A 10,674-nucleotide genomic window follows, 5' to 3' on the forward strand; every position below is an offset into this window, starting at 1 on the left:
TGTGGCAAGCCCCCCTCCGTCAAGCCTGACGGCCTGCCACCTCCCCGTGCCGGGGAGGATGTTTACGTCACCAGTCGCTTCAACGTCTCCACCCGATCGGCCTCTGCGGCGGGTTTGTCGGTACGGATGCGCGCGATTCGGGGGAAGCGCATGGCGACGCCGGATTTGTGCCGCTTTGAATCGTGGATCGAATCGAACGCGATCTCGAGCACCAGCGTCTTTTCCACCTCGCGCACCGGGCCGAAACGCTGGACGGTATGCGCCCGCACGAAGCGGTCGAGCTGGCGCAGCTCCTCATCGGTGATCCCCGAATAGGCCTTGCCGACGGGCAGTAGCTCGCCTTCCTCGGTCCAGCAGCCGAAGGTATAGTCGCTATAATAGCTCGACCGCCGGCCATTGCCGCGCTGCGCGTACATCATCACGCAATCGGCGGTCAGCGGATCGCGCTTCCATTTGTACCACAGGCCGACACGCCGCCCGCCGCTATAGGGCGAGTCGCGCCGCTTGAGCATCACCCCCTCGATTGCGGCATCGCGGGCAGTGGCGCGTAAAGCTTCCAGCGCGGTGAAGTCCTCGGCCTCGATCACCGCGCTGACGTCGAATCGCTCGGGGTCTAGCTTGGCGGCAAAGGCCTCCAGTCGCTGGCGTCGTTCGGTCCAAGGCAGGGCGCGGACATCTTCGGTCCCGTCCACCAATATGTCGTAGAGCCGGACAAAGGCGGGATACTCCGCCAGCATCTTTGCCGATACCGTCTTGCGCCCTAGGCGCTGTTGCAGCGCGTTGAAGCTGGCCGCGCCGCCGCCGTCTTCCAGTGTCCCGCCCTGATGTTCGCCCTTGACCAGCAATTCGCCATCGACCGCACCGACCGCGTCGAAGGCGCTGGCGACATCGGGAAAGGCGTGGGTCACATCGTCGCCAGTACGGCTGTAGAGCCGGATCTGGCCTGCGACATGGACAATCTGCACCCGGATACCGTCCCATTTCCATTCGGCGGCATAGTCGGTCAGGTCGACCCGCAGATCCTCCAGCGGATGGGCGAGCATGAAGGGGCGGAAGACCGGCACATCGGCAGGCGTCGGCTGCGCGCCCGTGCCCTCACCCCAGGCGAAGAGTTCGGCATAAGGCGGCGACAGGCCGTGCCACACCTCCTCCACCGCCTCGACATCCAGCCCGAAATGTTGGGCAAAGGCAGTCTTCGCAAGCCGAGCGGACAGGCCGATGCGCAAGCCCCCGGTCGCCATCTTCAGCAGCGCGAATCGCTCCTCGGCGGTCGACCGGTCGAGCATGTCGGCCAGCGCGGCGGGCGCATCGGAGCGCGACAGATGCCGCAACTGCTCGACCACATCGCTGACCGACAAGGGTTCGGGGTCGAGCGGCCGGTCGGGCGCGGGCCAGAGCAGGGCGACCGTCTCGGCGGTGTCGCCGACATAATCGCGGCTCATGCGGAACAGCACGGGATCGACCCGCTGTTCGATCAAGGCGCGGATCAGCGCGGGCTTGACGCCGGGCAGGTCGAGATCGCCCGTCAACGCCGCCATGGCCCAGCCCCGGTCGGGATCGGGCGTGGCGGCGAGATAATCCGCGACCAGCTTCAGCTTGGCGTTGCGCGAGCGCGTGTAGATCAGCGCGTCGAGCAACGCCGCGAAATCGCGCATTTTGGGGTCAGTCGATCGCGTTCTTCACCGACTTGCCCGCGACCAGCCCGAGCACCAGGAAAATGACGAACAGCGCGATCGCGATGAAGAACAGGATTTTGGCGATCCCGACAAACGCTCCGCCGATACCACCGAAGCCCAGCGCACCCAGCACCAGTCCGACGACGAGAAATGTGATGGCGAGCTTCAGCATGGGGCGATCCTCCTGACCTGTCCTGCTTTTAACCGGCCAGACGGGTTGGTGTTCCCGTTACGGAATGCTGCCATCGACCCGGCGCTTCCTGACATTGGTACAAAGCATAACCAATTTTTAGGAGTCGAGAGAATACCAAAGAGTATCCAATGTCGTCACGGGAGTGCGAATGGTATTCCAAGATATGATTTTGGTATGAATCGCAATCGATTCGTCACCTAAAGGACGGCTGCCGGTCGTCTGAATTTCGGGGGCGAAAGCGGGGGAAATCTATTTGGATAGGCCCCTGTAATTCCCCACATTTATCAAAATCAGGGAAATTCTTCATGCGACCGACAATCAAGGTCAAATTGGCGGCGATCTTCGCCGTGCTTCTCGTGCTCATGGCGACGGTGATCGGCCTGGGCTTGTTCAAGATGAATTCGCTCAACAGCGCGATCAACGATCTGGTCGCGGGTCCGGCCAAGCGCCTGGAACTGGCGCAGAGCTTCGTGATCAAGGCCAGCTATGTCGTCCGCCAGGAAAAGAATCTGGCGCTGACCAATGACGATACGCTGATGCGGCAGATCGACGGCGATCTGATGAAGGCGCGCGGCGAGACGCAGGCTCTGCTGAACCAGGGTTATTCCAGCGCGACCACGGAATCGCGGCCGCTCTGGGAGCAGGCGCGGGCGAAATGGGCCGAATTTCTGCCGTTGAACGACGAGATTCGCGGCCTGGGCCTGCGCAACGACAATGTCCGGGCGGGTGAGCTGTCCATTACCAAGTCGCGGGTTATCATCGGCCAGCTCGGCGATGTATCCGACCAGATCGTGGCGATGAACAAGCGCAGCATGGAACAGGCGGTGCGTGACACCGATACGCTTTACGATCAGGCGTTCATGGTCCTGCTGGTGACCGGGGCCGTTGCGTTGACGATCGCCATGGCCGGGGCGTTCTGGATCTCGCGCACAGTGTCGCGCGGACTGGCGACGATCGGCACCGCCGTGACGGCGGTGGCGGACGGTGACCTTTCCACCGAGATGCACGTCCAGACGAACGATGAGATCAAGGATTTGATGGAGATCGTGAACCGCATGATCGAGCGGCTGCGCGATACGATCGGCCAGACCAGCCTGTCGGCGCAGAATGTCGCGGCGGGCAGCGAAGAGCTGTCCACCACCTCGCAACAGGTCAGCCAGGGTGCCACCGAACAGGCGGCGGCCGCCGAGGAAGCCTCCGCTTCGATGGAGCAGATGGCGGCGAACATCAAACAGAATGCCGACAATGCCAGCCAGACCGAGAAGATCGCGCGCCAGTCCTCGATCGACGCCGATCAGAGCGGCGAGGCGGTGCAGCAGGCCGTGGTCGCCATGCGGACCATCGCCGAGAAGATCGGCATCGTGCAGGAAATCGCCCGCCAGACCGATCTGCTCGCCCTGAACGCGGCGGTCGAGGCGGCGCGTGCGGGTGAACATGGTCGCGGTTTCGCAGTCGTGGCGGCCGAGGTACGCAAGCTCGCCGAGCGCAGCCAGGTCGCGGCAACCGAGATCAGCGGCATGTCGTCCGACACGGTGAAGGCGGCAACGCGCGCCGGAGAGATGCTGGGCAAGCTGGTGCCGGATATCCGCCGCACCGCCGAACTGGTCGCCGAGATCGGTGCCGCCTGTCGCGAACAGGATATCGGCGCGGTCCAGATCAACCAGGCCATCCAGCAGCTGGACATGGTGACGCAGCAGAATGCGTCGGCGTCGGAGCAAATCTCTTCCACCTCGGAAGAGCTTGCCAGCCAGGCCGAGGAGATGCAGCAGAGCATCGCCTTCTTCCGCATCGGACAAGCCGAGCGGCCCGCATCGCGGCCTGTGGCCCGGGGTATTTCGGCGAAGCGGATGCCCGCGCCGCGTCCCGGCTCGGTCGCGGATCAGCAGGCCCGGGCGCGCGGCTTTGCCCTCGATATGAGCACCGGGGCGCCCGATGCCGAAGACCTCGATTTCGGACGGGCGGCATGACCGGGGCGGCGGAAGACCATCAGGTCGTGATCTTCGGTCTGGGCACGGAGAGCTTCGCGCTCCCCGTCGCCCAGGTCCGTGAGATCCTGGATCACCGCCCCTGTTTCCGAATGCCCCATATGCCCGCATGGATATTGGGACTGACCGACATCCGCGGACAGTCGGTCCCGGTGGTCGACTTGCGCCGGCGCCTGGGGATGGCGCCGGTGGAGCCGACGCTGAAGACCCGAGTCCTGGTGACGGAGTTCCAGCCAAAGGCGGAAGGCGCAGGTCCTCAACGCCTCGGCCTGGTGGTGGATCGGGTCCTGGATGTCAGCCTCTACGATGCTGGGGCCGTGGAGTCGCCGCCTGCCATCGGAGGACGCTGGCGCAGCGAATGCGTCGCGGCCATTCTGCGCCATAAGGGTGATTTCGCCGCGCTGCTCGATCTGGCGAGCATTTTTGCCGAAGACGATCCGGCGATGCTGGACGGCACCGCTTTGGCGAGTGCCATCGCGGCATAAAGGGGCTGGTCGCCCTCGCATAAAAAAAGGCCCCGGTGTTCGCCGGGGCCTTTTTCCTGTCGGCTGGGGGCGGCTCAGCCCTTGCGGCCCGCCTCGAACAGGAACCAGGCGCGCTCCTCGGCCTGGTCGGTCCATTCGTCGACGATGCCGCTAGTGGCATTGTCCTTGGCCTCTTCGGCGGCGTCCTTCACGGCGCGGAAACGCTCGACCAGCTTCAGATTGTCGTCGCGCAACTCGACCAGCATGTCGGCCGCCGACACGAAGTCGCGGTCATTGTCGGTGATGGTCTGGCGGCGCGCAATGTCGCCGATCGAGCGCAGCGTGACGTTGCCGGTCTTGCGCACCCGCTCTGCGATGGCATCGGTCACGCCCAGGATCTGCGCCGCCTGATCGTCGAGCATCAGGTGATAGTCGCGGAAATGCGGGCCCGAGACGTGCCAGTGGAAATTCTTGGTCTTCAGGTAGAGCGCATAGCAGTCGGCAAGCGCGCCGTTCAGCGCGTCGGCGACGCTGGCGGTGGCGTTACGGTTGAGGTCGGTCGGCGTATCGAGCGCCGGATTGATATCGGACATGGATCGGCTCCGCTGTCTGGATGGGGATCGTTGCGTAAACGATCCGATGACGCAATGGCTCCCACCCGTCCATGCACAAAGACCGTCCAGTCTGATCGAGCCGCTAGATCAGGCCCTTGGTCGCGAGCGCGACGACGATGGCGGCAAGGATCAACACCACGCCCGCCACGCTGCGAATCGCGCGCCACGGCATACGTCGCCATTCCCGTTCGCCCAGCAGCAAGGGGGGGATCAGGGCGCCGAGCAGCCCCAGCACTGCCCCCGGCCAGGCCGCCCAGGGCAGGGGGGAGTGCGCCGTCGCCGCCGCGATCAGCAGCAACCCCGAATCGGCCGACAGGATCGCGCCGCCGCCGAACAGCGCGGTCCCGAATGCGCCGAGCCGAGGCCATCCGAACGGCGATCCTGCCCCGGCTCGCGATACGCCCAGCCCCCCGGTCAGCCCGATCCCGACCAGCGCCAGCGCGATCGCCAGGATCAGCGTGCGCGTCTCCGGCGTCACCTGCGGCGCCAGCGCGATGCCGAGCAGAACCGCACCCGCCGCCAGCACGCCTTGCGCGACCAGCACGCTGACCAGCACCGGAGCGATTCGTCCGGTCCGCTCGCCCAACTGCGTCGCAAAGCCGCTGAGCCGCCCGCCCGCCTGGGCGAGGAGCGTGACGACGAGGACGGTCATCAACGCATCCATTCAGCGCGCCAGTCGGACCGAACAGGCCTCGGCAAAATGCTGGGTGGTCTCCAGATCCTGGCGTTCGCTGGCGACCGCATCGGTCAGCATGGCCAGCCAGCCGTGAAAGGGGCCCGCCGCCGCACCGCGCATGAGCGCGCGGTCGATGAAATGGGTAACGGTGACAGCGGGGGCCAGGCCATGGGCATGGGCGAGGCGACGAATCGATTCGATGCCACGCATCAGGTCGCTGGCGGGGGCATAGGGCGCGCGCACGTCGAGCGCGGCGATCCGGGCCCAGAGCTGGTCGCGGATATCGCTGCCTTGGGGATTCGCCTCGGGCGAATCGGTCATGTCCATCAAGCGCATCCCCTCTCCGTCATGGCGTCGCTATCGCCCCCGACTAGGAAGCCAGGCTGTCGGAGTATAGGGGTTTGCGCGTAAAGAGGGGCTTAAATCGGGCGAAATGCTTGACTCACGCCGGGCCATGGGCCATGGGCGGCCCTTATATAGCGGCGGCTCCGGCTGCCGCTTTCGCTTTTTCACGCATACAGGAACCAGGTCATGGCCAAGCCGACCACCGTCAAGATCAAGCTCGTCAGCTCGGCTGATACCGGCTTCTTTTACGTCACGAAGAAGAACCCGCGCACCAAGACCGAGAAGCTGAGCTTCAACAAGTACGACCCGGTCGTGCGCAAGCATGTCGAGTTCAAGGAAGCCAAGATCAAGTAATTCACGGGCGGGCGCCCGCTCGCGGTGCCCCGTGATTCTTGAAGGCGTGAAGCCGCCGTCCGAAAGGACGCGCGGCTTTTTGTCGTGTGCGTGACGGGCGTTCTTTCTTATCGGTGGCGGCGGGATGGTCGCTTCAGGAAAACCAGCCTCGCAAAGGGTTGTTCGGGTCTGCCAACAGCTTGATCGTGAGGGCAAAGGACATCACGACCAGCAGCGGGCGGACGCCACGCCCGCCGAAACGAATGGCCAGCCAGGCGCCGACCTGATTGCCCGCGATATTCGCGACCGCCATGCTGAGGCCGAGCAGCCATAGCACCTTTCCGCCCGCGATCATCGCCGCCAAGCCCGCTATGTTGGTGGCGAGATTGATGAATTTCGTATTGGCGATCGCTCTGACCAGTCCCAGCCCGCCAAGTGCGACGAGCGCGGTCGTCAGGAACGATCCGGTGCCGGGACCGAAAAAGCCATCGTAAAAGCCTAGTCCCCCGCAAACCAGCGTCAGGCCCCAGCGCCCCAATCGGGCATGGCGATCGACCTCGCTCATCTTGGGGGCGAGCAGGAAATAGAATCCCATCGCGATCAGCAGCAGCGGGACAAAGGCCGACAGAAAACTCGCATCAACATGCTGAACCGCCGTCGCCCCCAGCAGGGAGCCGATGAACGCGCCCGCCGCAGGGATAGCGAAGGCTTTCAGATCGATTCGCCCCGCGCGCAGAAATGTCAGCACTGCGGAGCCTGTCCCCAAGGTGCTCTGCAATTTGTTCGTCGCGAGCGCGGCCACCGGCGGAATGCCCGCCGCCATCAGCGCCGGGATCGTGAGCAGCCCTCCGCCACCCGCCAGAGCATCGATGCTGCCCGCCACGAAGGCCACAAGGGTCAACAGGGAAAATGCTTCGATCGACAGGTCCATAAGGTTCGCTAGATCTGCGCCATCCCTTTTGCCAACCGGACAACCGCTTCCCATGATTTCCGACGGGAAAGGGTTGGCAGCGTCCCATCGGGCGGATTCAGCGAGACTTCGGACACCCGGAACGCCTTGCAGGCACGGCACCGGGCCCGGTCGACTGGCCCTTATGCCGCTTCCGGGTAGAGCGTGCCGATCAGCCAGTCGTGGAACAGCTTCACCGACTTCTGCTGCAGCGCGCGCGGGCGGCAGACGAACCAATGGCTATACGGGCTGTCGACTTCGATATCGAACAGACGGACCAGGCGCGGATCGTGCGCATGTTCGAAATGGCTGGCGTGCATAAAGGCGACGCCGAGCCCCTGTGCAACCGCTTCCAGCATCAGGCCGCCCGAGTCGAAAAAGTCGATCGCTTTGGGCTTGATATCGGTCAGTCCCGCGACCTGGCACCAGGCGGTGAAGGCATCGGGCATTTCGCGGTGCAGCAAGGCCGTCATGCCGTTCAGCTGTTCGGGGCGCAGCAACGGGGTCGGCCCTTCCAGCAGCCGCTTCGATCCGATGACATAGACTTTGTTGCGGTCGAGTCGCTTGGCATAGAGCGAGGGGTCGATGTCACGGCCCAGCGCGATCACCGCGTCCAGCCCTTCGCCCAGTCGCGCGATGCCGTGTCCGGCGGTGTCGATGTCCAGATGCAGCTCGGGATGCGCGGCGCGGAGCAGTCCCATATGCGGGAACAGCCGCTGCGAGGCGTAGAGCGGCAGCACGCCCAGGCGCAGGCGCAACACCTCCTGCCCGCTGGTCATCGCCTCCACCGCGTCGGACAATTGGTCGAGCAGCGGTGCGATCTGTTCCATCAGCCGCTGGCCGTCCTCGTTGGGCACCATCGCCTGGTGCCGCCGGGCGAAGAGCGGCTTGCCGACGAAGCGTTCCAGCGTCTGCACCCGGCGGCTGAGTGCAGGCGCGGAGAGCGCCAGTTCCTCGGCAGCGGCCTTGATGGAGCCCAGACGGACGACCTGGACAAATGCTTCGATGGCACCCAGCGGTGGCAGCCTGCGCATGTCACACCTTACTCGTTGACCTATGGGTCAGAGGATTGCACAAACTGCAATCATAACCAAGCTTTTCGCACTTGCAACATAACGTTTCGCACCGCAAAAGGAACGGGCCTTTCAGGCATCCTCTCCTAAAAACTTTTACGGGCTGGTCGTTTCGATCGGCCCTTTTTTTTGCCTCCGCTCGGCGGTCCGGTCTTTCGCTGGCCGGAACCCGCCCCCACGTCCCGCGCTTTCGTGTGGAAACCGATAGCCAAGGGACGATCATGGCCGACAGCGACGCGCCGACCCGCAAGATACAGGTGGCCAATAGCCGCCCCGAGGATTCCGGGCGCGGTCTGGCCCATATGCCGCGCACGCTGATGGCGGCACTGGGCATTACCGAGGGCGATGTCGTCGAGATTGTCGGCAAGCAGGCGACGCCTGCGCGCGCCGTCGCCCCCTATCAGGAGGATGAAGGGCTCGACCTCTTGCGCATCGACGGGTTGCAGCGGGCGAATGCGGGCGTCGGCTCGGGCGATTTCGTCGAGGTGCGCAAGGTCGAGTCGAAGCCCGCGACGCGCGTCGTCTTTGCCCCCGCGCAACAGAATCTGCGGCTCCAGGGCTCGGCCCAGGCGCTCAAGCGCACCTTCTTCAATCGGCCGCTCTGCCAGGGCGATGTGGTCGCCACGGCGGGGCAACAGCGCGTCACCAATATGCCGCCGGGCGTCGCGCAGTTCATGAACGCGCCCGCCTATGCGCTTCAGGAAATCCGCCTCGCGGTCGTCGCGGCCAGCCCCAAGGGCGTGGTCCATATCGACGAGAATACCGAGGTCGAGCTGCGCCCCGAATATGAGGAGCCGCGCGAGGCCCGCCGGGCCGATGTCACCTATGACGATATCGGCGGCATGGCTTCGACCATTGACCAGCTGCGCGAGATGGTCGAGCTGCCGTTGCGCTATCCCGAATTGTTCGAGCGGCTGGGCGTCGAGCCGCCCAAGGGCGTGCTGCTCCATGGGCCGCCCGGAACCGGCAAGACGCGGCTGGCCCGTGCGGTTGCCAATGAGTCGGACGCCCAGTTCTTTCTGATCAACGGCCCCGAGATCATGGGCTCGGCGTACGGCGAGTCGGAGCAGCGGCTGCGCGAGATTTTCGAGGAAGCGACCAAGTCCGCGCCCTCGATCGTGTTCATCGACGAGATCGATTCGATCGCCCCCAAACGCGACCGGGTGCAGGGCGAGGCGGAGAAGCGGCTCGTCGCGCAGTTGCTGACGCTGATGGATGGGCTGGAGGCGCGCGCGAACCTTGTCATCATCGCCGCGACCAACCGACCCGAAGCGATCGACGAGGCGCTGCGGCGGCCGGGTCGGTTCGACCGCGAGATCGTGGTCGGCGTGCCGGACGAGCGCGGGCGGCGCGAGATCCTGGGCATCCATACGCGCGGCATGCCGCTGGGCGACAAGGTGGATCTGAACGAGCTGGCGCGCACCACCTTCGGCTTTGTCGGCGCGGACTTGGCGGCGCTGACCCGCGAGGCGGCGATCGAGGCGGTGCGGCGGATCATGCCGCGCCTCAATCTGGAGGAGCGGACCATCCCGGCCGAGGTGCTCGACACGCTGTCGGTCACGCGCGAGGATTTCCTGGAGGCGTTGAAGCGCGTCCAGCCCTCGGCGATGCGCGAGGTGATGGTGCAGGCGCCGACTGTCCGCTGGGAGGATGTCGGCGGCCTCGACACCGCGCAGATGAAGCTGAAGGAAGGCGTCGAGCTGCCGCTGAAGGACCCGGACGCCTTCCGGCGGCTGGGCATCCGGCCTGCCAAGGGCTTCCTGCTCTATGGCCCGCCCGGCACCGGCAAGACCTTGCTGGCCAAGGCGGTGGCGCGAGAGGCGCAGGCCAATTTCATCGCCACCAAGTCGAGCGACCTGTTGTCCAAATGGTATGGCGAGAGCGAGCAGCAGATCACCCGGCTGTTCGCCCGCGCGCGGCAGGTCGCGCCGACGGTGATCTTCATCGACGAGCTCGACTCGCTGGTGCCCGCGCGTGGCGGTGGCTTGGGCGAGCCGCAGGTGACCGAGCGGGTGGTCAACACCATCCTGGCCGAGATGGACGGGCTGGAGGAATTGCAGTCGGTCGTCGTCATCGGCGCGACCAATCGGCCCAATCTGGTCGATCCCGCGCTACTGCGGCCGGGGCGGTTCGACGAGCTGATCTATGTCGGCGTGCCCGACAAGGCGGGGCGGCGGCGCATCCTGGGTATCCAGACCGCCAAGATGCCGCTCGCGCCCGATGTCGACCTGGACGACGTGGCGGCGCGGACCGACCGGTTCACCGGCGCGGACCTGGGCGATGTGGTGCGCAGGGCGGGTCTGATCGCGCTGCGCAAGTCGTTGGGCGCGACGCAGGTCGACATGGCGGCCTTTGACGAGGCGCTG

Annotated in this window: 11 protein-coding genes; 4 read left to right on the forward strand and 7 right to left on the reverse strand. The window is 65.3% G+C overall.

What is annotated here, in order from left to right; genetic code table 11:
* Nucleotides 1-62 precede the first annotated feature (62 nt).
* Both SB4_RS04205 and SB4_RS04210 read right to left on the reverse strand, forming a co-directional pair.
* Nucleotides 63-1,655 (reverse strand): cisplatin damage response ATP-dependent DNA ligase, encoded by a 1,593-nt coding sequence (locus tag SB4_RS04205; protein WP_058751549.1) that lies wholly within the window; start codon nt 1,653-1,655, stop codon nt 63-65.
* Nucleotides 1,656-1,662: 7 nt separating this feature from the next.
* Nucleotides 1,663-1,848, reverse strand: a complete 186-nt coding sequence (locus SB4_RS04210) for a DUF1328 domain-containing protein (protein ID WP_058715250.1) — start codon at nt 1,846-1,848, stop codon at nt 1,663-1,665.
* Nucleotides 1,849-2,174: 326 nt separating this feature from the next.
* On the opposite strand from SB4_RS04210, the gene SB4_RS04215 reads away from it, so the two are divergent.
* Together SB4_RS04215 and SB4_RS04220 are read left to right on the forward strand one after the other, a co-directional pair.
* On the forward strand, nt 2,175-3,836 hold the full coding sequence (locus SB4_RS04215; RefSeq protein WP_058715249.1) for a methyl-accepting chemotaxis protein: 1,662 nt from the start codon (nt 2,175-2,177) through the stop codon (nt 3,834-3,836).
* Nucleotides 3,833-4,339, forward strand: coding sequence for a chemotaxis protein CheW (locus SB4_RS04220; protein WP_058751550.1), 507 nt, complete (start codon nt 3,833-3,835; stop codon nt 4,337-4,339). The genes SB4_RS04215 and SB4_RS04220 overlap by 4 nt, the downstream gene beginning before the upstream one ends.
* 74 nt (nt 4,340-4,413) lie before the next feature.
* On the opposite strand, the gene SB4_RS04225 is transcribed toward SB4_RS04220, so the two are convergent.
* From SB4_RS04225 to SB4_RS04235, 3 genes are all read right to left on the reverse strand, one after another.
* A complete protein-coding gene (locus SB4_RS04225; protein ID WP_058751551.1) occupies nt 4,414-4,911 on the reverse strand; it encodes a Dps family protein in 498 nt (165 codons plus the stop codon).
* A gap of 103 nt (nt 4,912-5,014) precedes the next feature.
* The gene (locus SB4_RS04230; protein WP_153006063.1) at nt 5,015-5,584 is read right to left on the reverse strand and encodes a TMEM165/GDT1 family protein; all 570 of its coding nucleotides are present in this window, start codon (nt 5,582-5,584) and stop codon (nt 5,015-5,017) included.
* A 12-nt stretch (nt 5,585-5,596) separates the two neighbouring features.
* Nucleotides 5,597-5,944 (reverse strand): hypothetical protein, encoded by a 348-nt coding sequence (locus SB4_RS04235; RefSeq protein WP_241488468.1) that lies wholly within the window; start codon nt 5,942-5,944, stop codon nt 5,597-5,599.
* A 195-nt stretch (nt 5,945-6,139) separates the two neighbouring features.
* On the opposite strand from SB4_RS04235, the gene rpmG reads away from it, so the two are divergent.
* Entirely contained in the window at nt 6,140-6,307 is a 168-nt protein-coding gene (rpmG, locus tag SB4_RS04240; RefSeq protein ID WP_007407030.1) for a 50S ribosomal protein L33, read from the forward strand.
* Between the two features lie 133 nt (nt 6,308-6,440).
* Here rpmG and SB4_RS04245 read toward each other — a convergent pair whose 3' ends face one another.
* Together SB4_RS04245 and SB4_RS04250 are read right to left on the reverse strand one after the other, a co-directional pair.
* Nucleotides 6,441-7,358 (reverse strand): TSUP family transporter, encoded by a 918-nt coding sequence (locus SB4_RS04245; RefSeq protein WP_241488469.1) that lies wholly within the window; start codon nt 7,356-7,358, stop codon nt 6,441-6,443.
* Between the two features lie 20 nt (nt 7,359-7,378).
* Nucleotides 7,379-8,269 (reverse strand): LysR substrate-binding domain-containing protein, encoded by an 891-nt coding sequence (locus SB4_RS04250; protein ID WP_058715244.1) that lies wholly within the window; start codon nt 8,267-8,269, stop codon nt 7,379-7,381.
* Between the two features lie 260 nt (nt 8,270-8,529).
* Between SB4_RS04250 and SB4_RS04255 the strand changes: the two genes are divergently transcribed.
* The coding region (locus SB4_RS04255) for a CDC48 family AAA ATPase (RefSeq protein ID WP_058751554.1) at nt 8,530-10,674 on the forward strand (2,145 nt) is incomplete at its 3' end.

Source organism: Sphingomonas sanguinis (assembly GCF_001476905.1).
In the GTDB taxonomy this organism is placed as follows: Bacteria; Pseudomonadota; Alphaproteobacteria; order Sphingomonadales; family Sphingomonadaceae; genus Sphingomonas; species Sphingomonas sanguinis_B.

Excerpts from the sequence above, each read along its gene's own strand:
- SB4_RS04205 (WP_058751549.1), bottom strand. The coding sequence starts at position 1,655 with ATGCGCGATTTCGCGGCGTTGCTCGACGCGCTGATCTACACGCGCTCG.
- SB4_RS04210 (WP_058715250.1), bottom strand. The coding sequence starts at position 1,848 with ATGCTGAAGCTCGCCATCACATTTCTCGTCGTCGGACTGGTGCTGGGT.
- SB4_RS04215 (WP_058715249.1), top strand. The coding sequence starts at position 2,175 with ATGCGACCGACAATCAAGGTCAAATTGGCGGCGATCTTCGCCGTGCTT.
- SB4_RS04220 (WP_058751550.1), top strand. The coding sequence starts at position 3,833 with ATGACCGGGGCGGCGGAAGACCATCAGGTCGTGATCTTCGGTCTGGGC.
- SB4_RS04225 (WP_058751551.1), bottom strand. The coding sequence starts at position 4,911 with ATGTCCGATATCAATCCGGCGCTCGATACGCCGACCGACCTCAACCGT.
- SB4_RS04230 (WP_153006063.1), bottom strand. The coding sequence starts at position 5,584 with ATGACCGTCCTCGTCGTCACGCTCCTCGCCCAGGCGGGCGGGCGGCTC.
- SB4_RS04235 (WP_241488468.1), bottom strand. The coding sequence starts at position 5,944 with ATGCGCTTGATGGACATGACCGATTCGCCCGAGGCGAATCCCCAAGGC.
- rpmG (WP_007407030.1), top strand. The coding sequence starts at position 6,140 with ATGGCCAAGCCGACCACCGTCAAGATCAAGCTCGTCAGCTCGGCTGAT.
- SB4_RS04250 (WP_058715244.1), bottom strand. The coding sequence starts at position 8,269 with ATGCGCAGGCTGCCACCGCTGGGTGCCATCGAAGCATTTGTCCAGGTC.